Source organism: Streptococcus infantis (assembly GCF_047463615.1).
Lineage (GTDB): Bacteria > Bacillota > Bacilli > Lactobacillales > Streptococcaceae > Streptococcus > Streptococcus infantis_X.
The window spans coordinates 1-18,740 of record NZ_JASHDO010000015.1 but is presented as its reverse complement, the minus strand read 5'-3'; the positions used below and the strand labels follow the sequence as shown (position 1 = coordinate 18,740).

Sequence of the window (18,740 nt, the reverse complement as noted above, 5' to 3'; positions counted from 1 at the left end):
CTAAGTTGGACCTTGACGCTACTAAGATCAAAGCTTACGATTCAGTAACAGGTGATGATGTCACAGCTAAATTCGATATCGTTGTTAACAACGGTGTGATCACTGCAACTCTTAAAGCTGGCTTCACTAAGTCACTTGGCGATGCAGAAAACACTCAAGTGATCGATACAACTAAATTCGCCTTCGGACGTTACTACAAGTTCGACATCCCAACAACAGTTAAAACTGATAAAGCTGATGTACCTGGCGGAGTAGATATCGAAAATACTGCAGCTCAAGTCGTTAACTACTACAACCCAACTACTAAGAAAGTTGAAACTCCAAATAAACCTACTCAAAAACGTGTCAACAGCGTACCAGTACAAGTAGAGTTCAACTTCACTAAACGCTTGGAAGGCCGTGAGCTTAAAGCTAACGAATTCAGCTTCGTCCTTAAAGATTCAACAGGTAAAGTTGTTGAGACTGTAAGTAACGATGCATCTGGAAACGTTAAGTTCTCAGCTATCGAATTCAAGAAAGAACAAGCTGGCGTTCACAACTACACAGTAGAAGAAGTTAAAGGAAGCGACGCAACCGTTACATACGATACCATGAAAGCGAATGTAACAGTCACTGTTTCTCACGATGGAACAGCTAAAGTTCTTGTGGCAACTGTTGGCGAAATTGCGGATAAAGAATTTAACAACCGTGTAACACCACCAACTGAACCTAAGTTCCAACCAGAGAAATACGTTGTTTCTGAAGAGAAATTCGATATCACAGGCGACAAGCTTCTTGATGATGATTCTGAGTTGACTGATAAATATGGTGAAACAAATACAAATCCATATGTAGATGGAACTTCAAACAACGAAGCTCAAAACTTGAATACTAAGACTGTGAAACCAGGCGCTAAATTGGTTTACCAAGTATGGCTTGATACAACTAAGTTCGACGCAGCTAACAAGGACAACATCCAATCAGTAGGAATCTCAGATGACTACGATGAAACTAAGTTGGATCTTGATGCGACTAAGATCAAAGCTTACGATTCAGTAACAGGTGATGATGTCACAGCTAAATTCGATATCACAGTTGAAGGTGGAGTCATTACTGCAACTCTTAAAGCTGACTTCACGAAGTCACTTGGAGACGCAGAAAATACACAAGTCATCGATACAACTAAGTTCGCCTTCGGACGTTACTACAAGTTCGACATCCCAACAACAGTGAAAGCTGATGTTCCTGGTGGTGCAGATATCGAAAATACTGCGGCTCAAGTAGTCAACTACTACAACCCAACTTCTAAGAAAGTTGAAAAACCAAGCAAACCAACTGAAAAACGTGTAAACAGCGTACCAGTACAAGTAGAATTCAACTTCACTAAACGCTTGGAAGGTCGTGAATTGAAAGCGAACGAATTCAGCTTCGTCCTTAAAGATTCAACAGGCAAAGTTGTTGAAACTGTAACGAACGATGCATCTGGAAACGTTAAGTTCTCAGCTATCGAATTCAAGAAAGGTCAAGAAGGCGTACACAACTACACAGTAGAAGAAGTTAAAGGAACAGACGCAACCGTTACATACGATACCATGAAAGCGAATGTAACAGTTACAGTGAAACACGATGGAACAGCTAAAGTTCTCGTGGCAACTGTTGGCGACATTGCGGATAAAGAATTTAACAACCGTGTCACTCCTCCAGAAGAACCTAAGTTCCAACCAGAGAAATACGTTGTTTCTGAAGAGAAATTCGATATCACAGGCGACAAGCTTCTTGATGATGATTCTGAGTTGACTGATAAATATGGTGAAACAAATACAAATCCATATGTAGATGGAACTTCAAACAACGAAGCTCAAAACTTGAATACTAAGACTGTGAAACCAGGCGCTAAATTGGTTTACCAAGTATGGCTTGATACAACTAAGTTCGACGCAGCTAACAAGGACAACATCCAATCAGTAGGAATCTCAGATGACTACGATGAAACTAAGTTGGATCTTGATGCGACTAAGATCAAAGCTTACGATTCAGTAACAGGTGATGATGTCACAGCTAAATTCGATATCACAGTTGAAGGTGGAGTCATTACTGCAACTCTTAAAGCTGACTTCACGAAGTCACTTGGAGACGCAGAAAATACACAAGTCATCGATACAACTAAGTTCGCCTTCGGACGTTACTACAAGTTCGACATCCCAACAACAGTGAAAGCTGATGTTCCTGGTGGTGCAGATATCGAAAATACTGCGGCTCAAGTAGTCAACTACTACAACCCAACTTCTAAGAAAGTTGAAAAACCAAGCAAACCAACTGAAAAACGTGTAAACAGCGTACCAGTACAAGTAGAATTCAACTTCACTAAACGCTTGGAAGGTCGTGAATTGAAAGCGAACGAATTCAGCTTCGTCCTTAAAGATTCAACAGGCAAAGTTGTTGAAACTGTAACGAACGATGCATCTGGAAACGTTAAGTTCTCAGCTATCGAATTCAAGAAAGGTCAAGAAGGCGTACACAACTACACAGTAGAAGAAGTTAAAGGAACAGACGCAACCGTTACATACGATACCATGAAAGCGAATGTAACAGTTACAGTGAAACACGATGGAACAGCTAAAGTTCTCGTGGCAACTGTTGGCGACATTGCGGATAAAGAATTTAACAACCGTGTCACTCCTCCAGAAGAACCTAAGTTCCAACCAGAGAAATACGTTGTTTCTGAAGAGAAATTCGATATCACTGGTGACAAGCTCGTTGATGACGATAAAGAGTTGGCAGACAAGTACGCAGACACAAATGCCAACCCATATGCGGACGATGCATCAAACAACGAAGCTCAAAACTTAAACACCAAGACTGTGAAACGTGGCGACAAGTTGGTTTACCAAGTTTGGTTGGATACAACTAAATTTGACGCAGCTAACAAGGACAACATCCAATCAGTAGGAATCTCAGATGACTACGATGAAACTAAGTTGGATCTTGATGCGACTAAGATCAAAGCTTACGATTCAGTAACAGGTGATGATGTAACAGATAAATTCGAAATCACAGTTGAAGGTGGAGTCATCACTGCAACTCTTAAAGCTGGCTTCACCAAGTCACTTGGAGACGCAGAAAATACACAAGTGATCGACACCACTAAATTCGCATTTGGACGTTACTACAAGTTCGACATCCCAACAACAGTGAAAGCTGATGTTCCTGGTGGTGCAGATATCGAAAATACTGCGGCTCAAGTAGTCAACTACTACAACCCAACCACTAAGAAAGTTGAAAAACCAAACAAACCAACTGAAAAACGTGTCAACAGCGTACCAGTACAAGTAGAGTTCAACTTCACGAAACGTTTGGAAGGCCGTGAATTGAAAGCGAACGAATTCAGCTTCGTCCTTAAAGATTCAACAGGTAAAGTTGTTGAAACTGTAACGAACGATGCATCTGGAAACGTTAAGTTCTCAGCTATCGAATTCAAGAAAGAACAAGCAGGCGTTCACAACTACACAGTTGAAGAAGTAGCTGGAACAGACGCAACCGTTACATACGATGCAATGAAAGCAGTAGTAACTGTAGAAGTTAAACATGATGGAACAGCGAAAGCTCTTATCACTAACGTAACAGACCCAGCAGATAAAGAGTTCAACAATACAGTTCGCCCACCAGAAATTCCAGAATTCAACCCAGAGAAATACATCCTGAACGAATCTAAATTCGATCTTACAGGAACTAAACTTCTCGACGACGATAGTGAGTTGAAGGATAAGGTTGCGGATACAAACGCAAATCCTTATGCGGACGGTACTGCAAACAACGAAGTTCAAAATATCAATACGAAGACACTCAAGAAGGGTGATAAAGTATACTACCAAGTATGGTTGGATACAACGAAATTCACTGAAGCACACAATATTCAATCTGTTGGTGTTACAGATAAATATGATAGTGCAAACTTGAATGTCAATGGAGCTGATATTAAAGCATACGACTCTGTAACAGGAGAAGATGTGACAGCTAAGTTTGATATCAAGGTTGAAAATGGTGTGATTACTGCTACATCTAAGGCTGACTTGACTAAGTCACTTGGCGACGCAGAAAATACACAAGTCATCGACACAGCTAAGTTGCCTTTCGGACGTTACTACAAGTTTGAAATCCCTGCAGAAATTAAACAATCTGCTCAAGAAGGTGTGGATATTGAAAATACAGCTTCACAAATCGTACACCAATACGATCCAACTAAGAAATCTGTAGAAAAACCAGAGAAACCAACTGAAAAACGTGTTATCAACATTCCAGTTAAGGTTCAATTCCAATTCACTAAGAAACTGGAAGGCCGTGAGTTGAAGGCTGGTGAATTCAGCTTCGTTCTTAAGGACGAAAAAGGAAATGTGATCGAAACCGTAACCAATGATGCGGCTGGTAAGATCCAATTCTCAGCACTTGAATTCAAACGTGGTGAAGAAGGAACTCATCTCTACCATGTAGAAGAAATCCGTGGCACAGACTCTAGCGTTGTATACGATAAGATGGTTGCTACTGTGGGTATCGTAGTGAAGAAAGATGGTAAAGTGTTAGTGGCTACTACTCAGTTGCCAGAAGATACCGAGTTTAATAACAAGGTAACACCACCAACACCACCAACACCTGAAAAACCTAAGGGTCGCGAGTTGCCAAATACTGGTGAGAAATCTACTGCAGGAGTTGCTGCTCTAGGTGCTACTCTTGGTCTAGCAGGACTTGGTTTGGTTGTCAAACGCAAGAAAGAAGATGAAGCTTAAGTGTTCTACTTTTCATAGAATGAATCAAGGTTATCTTAGACTATCTAACTTACGGATATTCTAAAAGGTAGTACATTTAGAATTAAGTAGAATCCCAAAAAGAGAGGTTTAAACCTCTCTTTTTGTTATATTATGTGACTTTCAGTCCGTCTCGCTCCGTTAGGTGCGAGACAAATAAACCACCCGCTATGCGGGTGCGCGTCGAAGGTTATACAAAAAAACTCCAAACGCGATACAATAAAGGTGTTCAAGCCAATTGTAAAGCGAAAGGAGAAAAATATGGCACAAAAGGCACATAGTTTATCACACACAAAGTGGATGTGTAAATATCACATTGTGTTCACCCCTAAGTATAGACGAAAAATCATTTATAATCAATCTCGAAGTAGTTTGGGAGAAATATTCCACCGATTATGTAGTTATAAAGGTGTTGAGATTATCGAAGGACACTTGATGCCTAATCATGTACATATGTTGGTAAGTATTCCACCAAGGATAAGTGTTTCAAGTCTCATAGGGGATTTAAAAGGCAAAAGTGCACTCATGATGTTTGATAAACACGCCAACCTAAAGGACAAGTTTGGGAATCGGCATTTCTGGGCGAACGGTTATTATGTGAGTACAGTAGAGTTCAATGAAGCCACAATTAAGAAATATATTCAAGATTAAAGAAATTATCCAGTGGATGATTTCTTCACCAGTATGAAAATTTGAGAACGAGTAAAGCATGATATAGCATTAGATAAATTAAGTGTTAAAGAATATGAGAATCCCTTTAGGGATAGTGGCAAGTAGTACATATGCCTCTTTGAGAGGCTTGTGACGAGTCAAGAGCAATAGGGTTTGAACAAAGTGAAAGCCAGCGTCTTTAGGCGCTGGCTAGTAATTTGGGCTGCTAGACTTGTAGCAAACCACCCATTAGACGGGTGGTTATGATTGTATCTTAGTCACCAAAACTGATACAAACTGCCTCTGGCACATGGAAGTCATTAGACAATTCTGCCAGGCGACCTGTTTCTGGGTTGCGCTTAAAGACTGTTGCATTGTCAGAATCCTGATGAACTGCGATGAGAAATTCTTGATCAGGAGTCAAATCAAAGTCACGAGGGGTTTTACCACTTGTAGGGACAAATTCAAGTAGTTCTAAACTACCGTCAGCGAGAATAGTGTATACCGCAATAGAATCATGTCCACGATTAGATGCGTAGAGATATTTTCCATCTTTTGATAAACGGATAGCAGCAGTACCATTAAATCCATCATAATCTTGTGGTAAAGTAGAAATGGTCTGCATACGTTCAAACTCACCAACACCGTCGTAAATCAAAACCTCAATCGTACTATTCAATTCACAAATCAGGTAGGCAATCTTATAGTGATGATGGAAAACAAGATGGCGAGCACCTGCACCAGCTTGACAGTTATAAGTCGCTATTTTACTTAGCTTGCCCTCTGCTATCACATCGTAGCTAGTCACTTCATCAGTACCCAAATCACAAGTCACTAAATATTGGTCTGGAGTCAAATCAGTGTAGTGGACGTGGGGAGAAGTTTGATTTGCATGAGGACCATGGCCACTATGTTGGTCCATGTCAGTCAATACAAGACAGCCATCCTCTTTTCGTTTATAGACCAAAACTTGTCCCTTGTGGTAGTTGGCACCATATACTAGGCCACGTTTCTCATCGACGGCAACATAACAATGTGGGGCACCCTCTTCGACTACATGATTTAGTAAAGTACCATCAGTCTGATAAGCAGCGATACCACCTTGACTATCTTTACTACCTACTGAATATAGGTGATTTTTTTGATCAAATGCAAGATAGGTTGGACTTGGCTCAGCAGCAAATAGTTTAAGATTTGATAATTGACCAGTTTCCGTATCAAAATCAGCTTGGTAAATACCTTGGGACGAACGACGAGTGTAGGTCCCGAAATAAATAGTTTCAATCATATCTATACCTCGAAATAAAGATGTTTCTATTATATCATAAATTAGGAGACCTGAAAAAATAGAGGGTAGAAGTATAGCAGTTATAAGTATAAAAGTAGTAAAAGACGAGGGCATGGTCTCGAGATATTCTCATCTTCCTTAAACGCTTTAAAAGCGGTTTATTCTTAGTAAAAATGGTATAATGAAAAGACAAAGGAAAGGAAGTAGATATGGAACAAAAAGAGAAACAGTTTAATCTATCTTGGTTTTTTAAGTGGTTTTTAGATAATAAAGCCGTTACTTTTTTCCTAGTAGCCTTGCTATTGGGACTAAATATTTTTATTCTCAGTAAAATCAGCTTTTTATTTATCCCTGTTGTGGATTTTCTATCGGTCGTTATGTTGCCTGTTATTTTGTCGGGCTTGCTTTTCTATCTTTTAAATCCTATTGTGGATTTGCTTGAACGATACAAGGTAAATCGTGTCCTTGCTATTAGTATGATCTTCGTTGTGATTGCTATTCTCTTGATTGTTGGACTAGCCGTTGCAATTCCAAATCTTCAACGTCAAGTAATTGTTTTTGCGCAAAATGTACCAAGTTATCTCGAAGATGCTGACAGAGTTATTAATGACCTTATAACCAAGCGTTTACCAGATGATTTTAGACCCCAACTGGAACAGGTTCTTGCTAATTTTTCAACACAAGCAACTGCCTGGGCAAGTAATATTTCATCAAAAGCTGTGAACTGGGTGAGTGCTCTTATTAGCGGAACGTCACAAGTCATCGTCGCTCTAATTATCATGCCGTTTATGCTCTTTTATCTCCTAAGAGATGGAAAAGGTTTAAGAGATCATATCACTCAATTCTTACCAAATAAATTGAGAGAACCAGTTGGTAAGGTTCTTTCAGATGTCAATCAACAACTTGCTAATTACGTTCGAGGTCAAATTACTGTAGCCGTTATCGTGGCTATCATGTTTATTATCTTGTTCAAGATCATTGGCTTAAGATATGCGGTGACTCTTGGTATTACTGCTGGGGTTTTAAATCTTATCCCTTATCTTGGAAGTTTCCTTGCTATGATTCCAGCCCTAGTCTTAGGTCTGATTGCTGGACCTGTCATGCTCTTAAAGGTTATCATCGTCTTTATCGTTGAGCAAACCATCGAAGGTCGTTTTGTTTCGCCACTGATTTTAGGTAGCCAATTAAATATTCACCCAATTACGATTCTATTTGTTTTGTTGACGTCTGGTTCTATGTTTGGTGTTTGGGGAGTCCTACTAGGAATTCCTATTTATGCTTCAGCCAAGGTTGTTATTTCAGCGATTTTTGAATGGTATAAAACTGTTAGTGGTCTCTATGAGCTAGAAGAGGAGGTTGAAGGTGAACAATAGTCAAGAAATGCTTGAGGCCTTAAATCAGCAGGATTTAACAAGGGCTGAACATTATTTCCAAAAAGCACTTGTAGAAGACCCCGATGACCTACTGCTAGAACTTGCATATTATCTAGAGGGGATTGGTTTTTATCCTCAAGCTCGTCAAATCTACGAAAAACTTGCTCCAGTATTTCCAGAGGTAAATCTGAATCTAGCAACTATTGCTAGTGAAGATGGTCAAATCGAAGAAGCTTTTGCTTATCTGGAAGAAATTCAACCTAACAGCGATTGGTATCTATCTGCACTTGTTTTGAAGGCAGATTTCTACCAAATGGAAGGCTTGACGGATGTAGCTCGTGAGAAGCTCCTAGAGGCGCGTAGCTACTCTGATGATCCTCTCCTAATATTTGGTCTAGCTGAATTAGATAGTGAGCTAGGAAATGATTTAGAAGCGATTAAGGGCTATGCCCAACTAGATAATCGCGAGCTATATGAACAGACTGGGATTTCAACCTATCAGCGAATTGGAACTGCCTACGCTCGTCTTGGAAAGTTTGAATCAGCAATTGAATTTTTAGAAAAAGCTTTAGAGTTAGAGTATGAAGATCAAACTGCTTTTGAATTAGCGAGTCTTTACTTTGATCAAGAGGAATATCAAAAAGCTGTCTTATATTTTAAACAGTTGGATACTATTTCTCCAGATTTTGAAGGTTATGAATATGGCTATAGCCAGGCTCTACATAAGGAACATCAAACTGAGCAAGCCTTACAGATAGCTCAACAAGGTTTGGAAAAAAATCCTTTCGAGACACGTTTGCTACTCCTTGCCTCACAATTATCTTACGAATTGCATCAGCCTGAACAGGCGGAAGCTTATCTTCTTCAAGCCCAAGAAGATGCAGAGGACCAAGAGGAAATCTTATTGCGTCTAGCAACTATGTATCAAGAACAGGAACGTTACGAAGATATTTTAGCTTTAGAAGTTTATGAGCCAGAAAATCTCTTAACTAAATGGATGATCGCAAGGAGCTATCAAGAAACTGAAGATTTGGATGTAGCATTTGAATCTTATCAGGAATTGCTTCCAGAATTAAAGGAAAATCCAGAGTTTTTGGAGCAATATATTTACCTCTTGCGTGAACTTGGGAAATTTGAAGAAGCTAAAGTCCAGATTCAAAGTTATCTCAACCTGGTTCCTGATGATATACAGATGCAGGATTTGTATGAACGTTTATTCTAATGTTAAAGTAGTCGTCTTACTAGGCGGCTATTTTTATATTCATCTATAACACGAAGAAAATTACTGAAATTAGGTTACGAAATTCAAAGGATACAGTATGAATTTTTAGCATTTTTTTGATATAATTGTTATAGCTAAATTGAAAAACTCGCTTTATCAGTGAGACATAGAAAGATTTGAATTATGACACAAGTAAAAATTGTAACGGATTCGTCAGTTACCATTGAACCAGAAGTGGTCAAAGCATTAAATATTACCGTTGTTCCTCTCTCTGTAATGATTGATAGTGTTCTTTATTCGGATGCTGATCTTGAAGAAGGGGAGTTCCTTCGCTTGATGCAAGAGAGTAAAAATCTTCCTAAAACGAGTCAACCTCCAGTGGGGCTTTTTGCTGAGATTTTTGAAGAGTTGAGTAAGGATGGTAGTCAGATTTTAGCCATTCATATGTCGCATGCCTTATCTGGCACTGTAGAAGCAGCTCGTCAGGGAGCCAGTCTATCGACTGCGAAAGTAACTGTAGTAGATAGTTCTTTTACAGACCAAGCCCTCAAGTTTCAAGTTGTTGAAGCAGCCAAATTAGCTCAAGAAGGGAAAGATTTAGAAACAATCTTGACGCATGTAGAAGAAGTCAAGAAAAATACAGAGCTCTTCATTGGTGTATCTACCTTGGAAAACCTTGTTAAAGGTGGTCGTATTGGCCGAGTTACAGGTCTTTTAAGCTCTCTATTAAATATCCGAGTAGTCATGCAGATGAAGGATGACGAGTTGCAACCAATCGTGAAAGGACGTGGTTCCAAGACCTTTAAAAAATGGTTGGATGAGCTAGTTTCAAAATTATCAGAACGTTCTGTTGCAGAAATTGGAATTTCTTATTCAGGCACTAGTGACTGGGCTAAAGAGATGAAAGAAATCCTACAAGCCTATGTTGAAAAACCAATTTCTATCTTAGAAACGGGTTCAATTATTCAAACTCACACAGGTGAAAATGCTTGGGCTATTTTGATAAGATATGATTCCTAAAAAAATAAAGAAAATCGCAAGAAATAGCGTTTTTGACTTGACCTATAAGAGATTTTAGGATATGATTGTAATTGTTAATTAGAAATTATTTGGAGGAATTATTAACATGGCAAACAAACAAGATTTGATCGCTAAAGTAGCAGAAGCTACAGAATTGACTAAGAAAGATTCAGCAGCAGCAGTAGACGCTGTATTCGCAGCAGTAGCTGATTACCTTGCAGCTGGTGAAAAAGTTCAATTGATCGGTTTTGGTAATTTCGAAGTTCGTGAGCGTGCAGCACGTAAAGGTCGCAACCCACAAACTGGTAAAGAAATTACAATCGCAGCTTCAAAAGTTCCAGCATTCAAAGCTGGTAAAGCTCTTAAAGACGCTGTTAAATAATAAATTTCGAAAAAGCCCGTCATATCAAGCATTTGAGCTTGTGTGACAGGCTTTTTTTATGTATAGCGGGCATTTTTGGGGCAGGGCAGAACAGCCTCTTCTTTGCCAGTCATGAATTCCAAGCTATAACCATTGGTAAGATTGATGAAGCTGAGAAAGCTATCCAGAGCTAGGTTCGCAAAGGAAACATATAAGTCCTTATCAATACAGTTGGTCCTAAACGGAAAGCATACAAAGATGGTGAGCAGAGTTTCTGAGCCCCTTATAGAATTTCTTGACAAAAGTTATGAAAGGGAATAGAATCTTGTCAAAGAAGTCAGGAGGAAATGAATATGATTATTTCAACTACGGGAATTGAAGGAAAGAAAATCCTAGCCTACAAAGGAATTGTCTTTGGTGAAGTGGTTGCTGGGGTTAATATGCTTAAAGATATGGCTGCTGGCTTCCGTAATGTTTTTGGAGGCCGAGCTAGTAGTTATGAAGGTGAATTGACTCAAGCTAGGGAAGAAGCTCTAGCAGAAATGATGGAGCGTGCAAGTGAACGTGGAGCTAATGCTATTATAGGTGTAAAAATGGACTATGAAACTTTAGGTGCTGAAAATGGTATGCTGATGGTCACCTGTAGTGGAACAGCAGTGGTGGTTGAATCTTAATTTTAGGAACAAAAAAAGAACAGTCGGAACTGTTCTTTTTATGATTATTTGAGACCGTATTTTTTGTTGAAACGATCCACGCGTCCATCTGCTTGAGTGAACTTTTGACGTCCAGTGTAGAATGGGTGTGAGTCTGATGAAATTTCCACACGGATCAATGGGTAAGTTTCGCCTTCGAACTCAACAGTTTCGTTAGAGCGTTTTGTTGAACCGCTAAGGAATTGGTAACCAGTAGTTGTGTCCATGAAGACAACTGGGCGATATTCTGGATGGATATCTTTTTTCATTTTGCAATATTTCCTTTCTGCCATGGTCTCTTTGCGAGCCATAGATTGTTACCATACTAGTCTATCAGATTCTGATAAGTTTGGCAAGCTTTTTATCTATTTTTTCAGTAAGTTTTTTAATTTTTGGTAGATGACTTCATTTTCCTCTAGGCTATAGGAGTTAGCACCACTTGCAAGTGGGTGACCTCCACCATCATGTTCTTTTGCAACACTATTGATTGGGACAAACTTACTGCGAAGGCGAACACGATAGCGGCCATCTGCTTGTTCCACAAATATTCCCCAAAGGTTAACAGTATCAATACGACCTGGAGCTCCGACAATAGCAGCTGTTTCAGAATCAGTTATTTGGTAAGACTGGAGAAGTTCTTGGCTTAGAATCACACGGGCAACTCCATTTTCATCGACTTCTAGGTGATCATAGACATAACCTTGTAGTTTGGCAATTTTGAAACTAATCGTGTCCATCTTACGAGTTAATTCAGCATAGTCAAAATTATGTTCGCGTAGATGGCTTGCGATTCGAAGAGTACGACTAGAAGTAGAAGGATATAAGAAACGACCAGTATCACCAATAATACCCGCACACAACAGTTTAGCAGCATAATCCGAAAGCTCAAGCTTTGTTTCTTCTGCAAAGAGGGCAATCATCTCACTAGCACTACTTGAATTAGTATCCACCCAGACCAAGTCCCCATAAACTTCGTCATTTGGATGGTGGTCAATCTTGATAACAGTTTCAGCCTGTTGGTAATTCTTGTCATCAATACGAGCCGTATTGGCAGTATCACAGATAATTGCAAGAGCACCGTGGTAGTCACTATCTGCAACCTGATCCATCTTTGCAAGCCATGTTAGAGTTGGTTCATCATAACCGACTACCTTGATATTTTTCTCTGGGAAATGATGTTCCAAGAGAGCCTTCAGTCCGACCTGACTTCCCAAGGCATCAGGGTCTGGTTTCATATGACGGTGAATGATAATGGTATCGTATTCTTTAATTTTTTCTAAAATTTGGTGGCAAATCTCCATAAATAACCTCAATTCTTTCTCATTTCATTGTAGCACAAGAGTTTTTATTTTTAAAATGAAAAAGATGTGATATAATGGAGAAAGATAAATTGAGGAGGACGATATGGCATTAGCAAAAATTGTATTTGCCAGTATGACCGGTAATACCGAAGAAATCGCAGATATTGTAGCAGATAAATTACGTGACTTGGGATTGGATGTCGATGTGGACGAGTGTACAACTGTTGACGCTTCAGACTTCCTAGAAGCAGATATCGCAATTGTAGCAACCTACACTTATGGTGATGGAGAGTTACCAGATGAGATGATGGACTTCTATGAAGACCTAGCAGATCTTAACTTGAATGGCAAAATCTACGGAGTTGTTGGATCAGGTGATACTTTCTACGACGAGTTTTGTAAAGCTGTTGATGATTTTGATCATGTATTTGCTTCTACAGGAGCTGAGAAAGGTTCAGAATCTGTCAAAGTAGATCTTTCTGCAGAAGAAGAAGATATTGAACGCTTAGAGCAATTCGCAGAAGAGTTAGCTGCTAAAGTAGGGTAAAGATCTGACTGTGCTGACTAAACAAGGTTAGTGCAGTCTTTTTCATTTCTTAGCAGTTTCTCTTTTCGCACCACTTTGAAGAAGACTTTTGTATGAAAACATGAAATAAAAAAGGAGACGAGATGGATTTGGAAGTTATTCGTCAACAGATAGATCAAGTTGACCAAGAATTAGTTGGCCTTTTAGAAAAACGTATGACCTTAGTGGATCAGGTGGCGACCTTTAAAAAAACTTCAGGAAAGCCAGTCTTTGATAGTAAAAGAGAGGGAATAATATTTGAGAAAGTAAGAAATCGGGTAGAGGATAAGCAGTATCAGGAGCCGATAGTCGCGACTTTTTCAGATATTCTCAAGCGCTCTAGAGACTACCAGGAGCAGAAACTCTTATGAAAAAAGAACAATTCCATCCGCTAGGAATTTTTCTAGCTGCCATGCTGGGAGGACTTGTCCGCTATCTGATTTCTACATGGTTGCCAGCCAGTCCAGGCTTCCCTTGGGGCACTCTCTTTGTCAACTATCTAGGTATTTTCTGCTTGGTTTATCTTGTTAAGGGTTATCTGGTTTATAAGGGGACCAGTAAGGGGCTGATTTTAGCACTGGGTACAGGTTTTTGCGGAGGTTTGACAACCTTTTCTAGTCTCATGTTAGATGCCGTAAAATTGCTGGATACAGGTTCTTATCCAAGTCTGGTAATCTATCTAGTTCTGAGCATTGGTGGAGGGCTTTTATTGGCTTATTATCTAGGGAGGAAGAAATGGTAATCATTTATCTAGCACTTGCTTGTGGTGTCGGAGCACTTGTCCGTTATTTCCTGTCTAGTCTCAATCAAGAGAGGGTTTTACCATTAGGAACACTTCTAGCAAATCTTTTAGGTTGTTTTTTAATTGGTTTATTTTACAATTATGTAGAAGATAAAGAGCTCTATGCTATTCTAGCAACTGGTTTTTGTGGAGGTCTAACCACTTTTTCAACCTTGAATGATGAACTCCAAAGACTGTTGAGTGATAAGAAAGTATTTTTCAGCTATTTTCTCTTAACTTACTTAGGTGGTTTAGTAGCGATTTTTTTAGGAATTTTGCTATAAATTTCTTTACTTTTTTTTAGAAATTTGATAAACTGTATCTTGTGTGTAATGGACGCACAAAAATACAGTTTATCCGCTGAGGAAGTTTCCTCAAGATTGACAAAGATAGGAGAATAAAATGAATCCATTAATCCAAAGCTTGACTGAAGGTCAACTTCGTACTGATATCCCATCATTCCGTCCTGGTGACACTGTTCGTGTACACGCGAAAGTTGTCGAAGGTAACCGTGAACGTATCCAGATTTTTGAAGGTGTTGTTATTGCACGTAAAGGTGCTGGCATCTCAGAAAACTACACAGTTCGTAAAATTTCTAACGGTGTAGGTGTTGAACGTATCTTCCCAATTCACACTCCACGTGTTGAAAAGATCGAAGTTGTTCGTTACGGTAAAGTACGTCGTGCGAAATTGTACTACTTGCGTGCTCTTCAAGGTAAGGCGGCTCGTATCAAAGAAATCCGTCGTTAATTCGACCAAAAAACTCTGCTCATTCGGCAGAGTTTTTCTCTAGCTCCCTTAGTTCAATGGATATAACAACTCCCTCCTAAGGAGTAGTTGCAGGTTCGATTCCTGCAGGGGGCATTTTTAGAAATGTAAACAAATACAAAGAATATTCAAAGTGTTTATTTAATGGCTTTTTCAACAATTTCATTTTTAAAAATAATTAAGTATTTTTAATTTTTTTGAACAAATTTTGACCAAATTTTGACCAAAAAATAGTTTTGAGTGAATGAATATAGAATAAAGTAGATCAGGAAACTGGTCTATTTTATTTTGGATATTTATTGTATCCCAATTATGCTATTTTACATTATGTGTTGGTTATGTAATATGAGACGTCAGATTTAAAATTTTTAATTTAAATACTATGAATCTTTATAGATAAAATATACCAAGAATATTTAAAGATATTATAAATTTTGATGGAAATCAGATTAATATAATTGGGTTCGTGATACAAAAAAATTCTAAATCAAACCTTTGGAAACCAAATGGGATTACTTATTTCAAGGAACGATTTTTTAACAAAGAAAAGTATTGTTTTTTTCAAAAAAAAAATATAAATGCTTGAAATATTAACTCATAGTGATATACTAGTACTTGTAAGAATTTACAAAAAAATTAAGGAGAATATAATAAAATGAAGTTTCATTTTAATGAGCGCCAACGCTTTTCTTTACGTAAGTATAGCTTTGGTTTAGCGTCTGTTCTTTTGGGGACAGCATTCTTTTTGAGTGGACAAGTCGCTAGTGCTGATGAGGCTAAAGTTTCAGAAACTGTACCAAGTTCTGTATTAGCTGCAAAGCCAGATAGTTCAAATAGTACATCTGAATCCTCAGCACCAGAAACTGCCGATTCAAAACCAACAGTAGCTGATAAAGCTGTTGTAACACCAGAAACAACTGAAGTTTCTTCAGATTCTGAAAAAGTTGCAACAGAAAATCCAAAATCTGAGAAATCAGAAGCATCAGCTAAAGAATCAAGTGAAGATACGGCGAAAGCAACTGAAGTTAAAGCTGAAGTCGCTGAAAAAGACGATAAGTCTACTGACAAAGCTCCAGCTGAAGTTGCTGACAAAGATGCTAAGTCTACTGATAAAGCTCCAGCTCCAGCTGAATCACGCCGTTCAACACGTACACGTCGAGCTACTTCAGAAAATAAACGTGAAGTATCAAATTGGAGTGAGTTTGTTTCAGCCTTAGAGGATGGAAATGTCAGCGAAATCACTGTAAATGGTGATGTCGTAGCTCAAGGTGATAATGGTAATACCGACAATGGACGTCCAGGATCTGTTGACCGTAGAACTACCATTAATGCCCCGTCACGTCCAGTTACTATCCAAGGTAAAAATGAAAACGCTCGTCTTGAACTTTTGTCACACACTTTGGAGTTGACAGGAGCTAGCTGGGAACTAAATCTTAAAAACCTTAAAATAGCGACTGCTAATTCTAAAGGTCCAATTGATTTATCAAGAACTAGCGGTTCAAATACTGTTACCTTTGAAAATGTAACTAGTGTTGGTTCATCACTTTATGGTGGTGGTGGTAACACCCATGTCGTTATCAAAGGAAATACAACTTCAACAGTTAGTGACAGTTATCAAGCAGCAAATGGTCAAACTCAACACGTACAACGTAATGTTGGCGCTGCTGGCCGTTCAGATAAACGTCGTGAATCAAATATTCATGATGCTAAATCTGTAACAGTTGCTGAGGGAGCTAGTTTAACGCTTAACCGTTCTTCTCAAGGGGATGCAATTACTCTTGAAAGTGGAGCTAAGGTTAGTGTAAAAGATAAAGCTAGTCTTACTATCAACATGAACACTGGCAACCAAACTGATAGTGCTCGCTACCATAATGCTGGTATTTTCATGGCTGATAGTGGAACCGTAGAAACTGGTAAAGGCTCTAAGTTAGTCTTAAATACTAGTATTGGTCAAGGTATTTCAATTGGTATAAACCGTCCAGGGGATGGAGTTACTGATAAGGATCGTTTCGGTGGTTACGGTCCTAATAACAACGGTCGTAAAAATGGTCCTAGCCGAGTTCTTATTGGCGAAGAAGGAACATTTGAATTTAACGGTCGTGACGGTATTATGATGGGTAATAACTCAGAACTTGTCACAGGTCAGGATTCAAAAGTTCGATTTGAAAATAGAGGACGCGGTGTAGCACTTGATTTCGGTAATGATTCAAGAGTAGCCTTCGGTAAACATTCGACAAATACCTTCCACTCAGATGGTAAAGGACCTAGGAGTGGTGGTGGACCTTCTGGTAGTTACGATGGTTATAACTATATTGGTCTAAATGAAAATGGTAAGATTCTTGTAGATGACTTTGCGACTTTCCGTGTGCAAATGGACAATCGTGGCGACAATGCCTGGGATGATGTCATTTCACTTGGTTCTCAGAATGGTACTAAGTCTGAGCCACTTTTCCAAGCTAATAAAGGTTCTATCGTAGATATCCGAGACGATAACACCAACTACTATGCAGAGTTGATTTCCGTAGCCTTGGGATCAAGTAGGAATACTATCTTCCAGTTCAATAACCCACTTTATGTATCCTTTATGAGATATACAAACTCACAAGGTCTTTCAGCAGGGGAAATTACTGGTAAATTACCATTATCTATTCCTCAAGGGAACAATCCACAGGATATCGGACACGGAAACATCCTTTATATTTCAGAGAAATCCCAAGCTTCTAGAAACAGAATAGAATTTAACGGTCCGGCTAGTCGGAACGGTGGCTCTACTGTTGGAACTTATACCGTATATTCTATGAATAAAGATGGTAGGGATAGTCAAACTAAAGATAAACAAAGTTCTGTTTGGACTAATATCCAGGGTGGTTCAATGCCAATCGCTGGTTTCCAAAGTGGAAGACCAGATATTCAACCTGCTAACGCTGCATCTGTTCGAACAGGATCTTCTTCTGGTGGGGTAAGTGCTACAGATAGAACCTATGGTATTGACCCTGTTGGTCATAACCGTCAAAACATTTGGGTTTCAAATGGTTCGAAAATCAACCCGACTGGTGTTCATAAAAATATCATCAAATATGTCTACGAAGATGGAACTCCAGTTAAAAATGATGTTATCCAGTCATCAGAATGGAACCGTACTCTGGATGTCTCAATCGACAAAGAAGGTTTCGAAAATATTTTGAGAAATTCAAGCGTTAGAAATGGTGATGAATTCTTAGCAGCTTATAGTAAAGCGAAGTATCACATTTCTGATATCGATGGAGATAACATAGCTGATACAGGTTGGAAAGAAGCTGGAACAAATTCAGGTACCTATAATTATGGTACTATCGCTTCGCCAAAAGTCGAAGGCTATGAAGCAGAAATCAAGTCAACTAATGTTCCAGGATTAGAAGCTGGGGCTAAAGCTGATTCAGTTTCTGTTTCATATGATTCAAGCAATGCACCAGAAACGCTTATTGATGCTCAAGCAGGTAAACGTACCGTTTCAGAAACTTATTGGCGTAATATTGTAGCCAAATCTGATTTGGGTGTCTATGAAACAGTTGTTGTCTATAAAAAAGTAAAACAAAAAGCTATTGTCAAATACATTGATACAAGTGCTAATAATAAGGAATTAGCAAAAGATGAAGTTGAAGGTAAATCTGGTGAAGCCATTAACTACTCAACTGCAGCTAAGATTGCTGATTTTGTTAATAAGGGTTACAAACTTGTAGAAGATGGTTTCACAAACTCAACTGCAGATCAAAAGAAATTTGATGATGATAAAAACATTGATCAAGAATTCGTAGTTAAATTAAAACACGATGTAACTCCAGTTGGACCAAATAATCCACATAAACCAACAGATCCAATCAATCCAAAAGATCCAAAGAGTCCTAAATACCCTGAGACAGATCAATGGAAGAAAGATGTAACATCAACTGTTCATTATGTG

At 38.8% G+C, this 18,740-nt stretch carries 15 protein-coding genes, 1 tRNA gene and 1 pseudogene; 14 read left to right on the top strand and 3 right to left on the bottom strand.

Going from position 1 to position 18,740, the window contains the following annotated elements; genetic code table 11:
• Both QM874_RS09645 and tnpA read left to right on the top strand, forming a co-directional pair.
• Positions 1–4,760, top strand: a 4,760-nt coding sequence (locus tag QM874_RS09645; protein ID WP_414317104.1) for an SspB-related isopeptide-forming adhesin, incomplete at its 5' end; no start/stop codon positions are given.
• A gap of 279 nt (positions 4,761–5,039) precedes the next feature.
• A pseudogene (tnpA, locus tag QM874_RS09640) lies at positions 5,040–5,426 on the top strand (IS200/IS605 family transposase); the annotation flags it as partial.
• 277 nt (positions 5,427–5,703) lie between these two features.
• On the opposite strand, the gene QM874_RS09635 reads toward tnpA, so the two are convergent.
• Positions 5,704–6,717 carry a lactonase family protein gene (locus QM874_RS09635; RefSeq protein WP_414317103.1) on the bottom strand — a complete coding sequence of 338 codons (1,014 nt, stop codon included), beginning with the start codon at positions 6,715–6,717 and terminating at the stop codon, positions 5,704–5,706.
• Between the two features lie 209 nt (positions 6,718–6,926).
• Here QM874_RS09635 and QM874_RS09630 point away from each other — a divergent pair, with 209 nt between their 5' ends.
• The 5 genes from QM874_RS09630 to QM874_RS09610 all read left to right on the top strand — a co-directional run bounded on the left by QM874_RS09630 (position 6,927) and on the right by QM874_RS09610 (position 11,367).
• Complete coding sequence (locus QM874_RS09630; RefSeq protein WP_414317102.1) at positions 6,927–8,090, top strand: AI-2E family transporter; 1,164 nt, start codon at positions 6,927–6,929, stop codon at positions 8,088–8,090.
• On the top strand, positions 8,080–9,312 hold the full coding sequence (locus QM874_RS09625) for a tetratricopeptide repeat protein (RefSeq protein WP_414317101.1): 1,233 nt from the start codon (positions 8,080–8,082) through the stop codon (positions 9,310–9,312). The genes QM874_RS09630 and QM874_RS09625 overlap by 11 nt, the downstream gene beginning before the upstream one ends.
• A 183-nt stretch (positions 9,313–9,495) precedes the next feature.
• Positions 9,496–10,332 carry a DegV family protein gene (locus QM874_RS09620; RefSeq protein WP_414317100.1) on the top strand — a complete coding sequence of 279 codons (837 nt, stop codon included), beginning with the start codon at positions 9,496–9,498 and terminating at the stop codon, positions 10,330–10,332.
• A 106-nt stretch (positions 10,333–10,438) separates the two neighbouring features.
• Positions 10,439–10,714, top strand: coding sequence for an HU family DNA-binding protein (locus QM874_RS09615; protein WP_001284633.1), 276 nt, complete (start codon positions 10,439–10,441; stop codon positions 10,712–10,714).
• A gap of 332 nt (positions 10,715–11,046) precedes the next feature.
• Positions 11,047–11,367: a heavy metal-binding domain-containing protein gene (locus tag QM874_RS09610; protein WP_075229061.1), complete on the top strand. Its 321-nt coding sequence runs from the start codon at positions 11,047–11,049 to the stop codon at positions 11,365–11,367.
• Between the two features lie 44 nt (positions 11,368–11,411).
• Here QM874_RS09610 and QM874_RS09605 read toward each other — a convergent pair whose 3' ends face one another.
• Positions 11,412–11,654 carry a type B 50S ribosomal protein L31 gene (locus tag QM874_RS09605; protein ID WP_000710764.1) on the bottom strand — a complete coding sequence of 81 codons (243 nt, stop codon included), beginning with the start codon at positions 11,652–11,654 and terminating at the stop codon, positions 11,412–11,414.
• 96 nt (positions 11,655–11,750) lie between these two features.
• Positions 11,751–12,686, bottom strand: coding sequence for a DHH family phosphoesterase (locus QM874_RS09600; protein ID WP_414317099.1), 936 nt, complete (start codon positions 12,684–12,686; stop codon positions 11,751–11,753).
• 103 nt (positions 12,687–12,789) lie between these two features.
• Here QM874_RS09600 and QM874_RS09595 point away from each other — a divergent pair, with 103 nt between their 5' ends.
• The 7 genes from QM874_RS09595 to QM874_RS09565 all read left to right on the top strand — a co-directional run.
• The gene (locus QM874_RS09595) at positions 12,790–13,233 is read left to right on the top strand and encodes a flavodoxin (protein ID WP_414271420.1); all 444 of its coding nucleotides are present in this window, start codon (positions 12,790–12,792) and stop codon (positions 13,231–13,233) included.
• Positions 13,234–13,355: 122 nt separating this feature from the next.
• Complete coding sequence (locus QM874_RS09590) at positions 13,356–13,622, top strand: chorismate mutase (RefSeq protein ID WP_075229058.1); 267 nt, start codon at positions 13,356–13,358, stop codon at positions 13,620–13,622.
• Positions 13,619–13,993, top strand: coding sequence for a fluoride efflux transporter CrcB (gene crcB / locus QM874_RS09585; RefSeq protein WP_414317098.1), 375 nt, complete (start codon positions 13,619–13,621; stop codon positions 13,991–13,993). Before QM874_RS09590 ends, crcB (QM874_RS09585) begins: the two co-directional genes overlap by 4 nt.
• Positions 13,987–14,316 carry a fluoride efflux transporter CrcB gene (gene crcB, locus QM874_RS09580; protein ID WP_414317097.1) on the top strand — a complete coding sequence of 110 codons (330 nt, stop codon included), beginning with the start codon at positions 13,987–13,989 and terminating at the stop codon, positions 14,314–14,316. The genes crcB (QM874_RS09585) and crcB (QM874_RS09580) overlap by 7 nt, the downstream gene beginning before the upstream one ends.
• A 118-nt stretch (positions 14,317–14,434) precedes the next feature.
• Positions 14,435–14,782, top strand: a complete 348-nt coding sequence (gene rplS, locus QM874_RS09575) for a 50S ribosomal protein L19 (RefSeq protein WP_001068669.1) — start codon at positions 14,435–14,437, stop codon at positions 14,780–14,782.
• 42 nt (positions 14,783–14,824) lie between these two features.
• Positions 14,825–14,896, top strand: a tRNA-Arg gene (locus QM874_RS09570).
• Positions 14,897–15,455: 559 nt separating this feature from the next.
• Positions 15,456–18,740: mucin-binding protein (locus QM874_RS09565; protein WP_414317096.1), on the top strand; the 3,285-nt coding region annotated here is incomplete at its 3' end.

Coding starts and splice junctions, on each gene's coding strand:
- QM874_RS09635 (WP_414317103.1), bottom strand. CDS start 6,717: ATGATTGAAACTATTTATTTCGGGACCTACACTCGTCGTTCGTCCCAA.
- QM874_RS09630 (WP_414317102.1), top strand. CDS start 6,927: ATGGAACAAAAAGAGAAACAGTTTAATCTATCTTGGTTTTTTAAGTGG.
- QM874_RS09620 (WP_414317100.1), top strand. CDS start 9,496: ATGACACAAGTAAAAATTGTAACGGATTCGTCAGTTACCATTGAACCA.
- QM874_RS09615 (WP_001284633.1), top strand. CDS start 10,439: ATGGCAAACAAACAAGATTTGATCGCTAAAGTAGCAGAAGCTACAGAA.
- QM874_RS09610 (WP_075229061.1), top strand. CDS start 11,047: ATGATTATTTCAACTACGGGAATTGAAGGAAAGAAAATCCTAGCCTAC.
- QM874_RS09605 (WP_000710764.1), bottom strand. CDS start 11,654: ATGAAAAAAGATATCCATCCAGAATATCGCCCAGTTGTCTTCATGGAC.
- QM874_RS09600 (WP_414317099.1), bottom strand. CDS start 12,686: ATGGAGATTTGCCACCAAATTTTAGAAAAAATTAAAGAATACGATACC.
- QM874_RS09595 (WP_414271420.1), top strand. CDS start 12,790: ATGGCATTAGCAAAAATTGTATTTGCCAGTATGACCGGTAATACCGAA.
- QM874_RS09590 (WP_075229058.1), top strand. CDS start 13,356: ATGGATTTGGAAGTTATTCGTCAACAGATAGATCAAGTTGACCAAGAA.
- crcB (WP_414317098.1), top strand. CDS start 13,619: ATGAAAAAAGAACAATTCCATCCGCTAGGAATTTTTCTAGCTGCCATG.
- crcB (WP_414317097.1), top strand. CDS start 13,987: ATGGTAATCATTTATCTAGCACTTGCTTGTGGTGTCGGAGCACTTGTC.
- rplS (WP_001068669.1), top strand. CDS start 14,435: ATGAATCCATTAATCCAAAGCTTGACTGAAGGTCAACTTCGTACTGAT.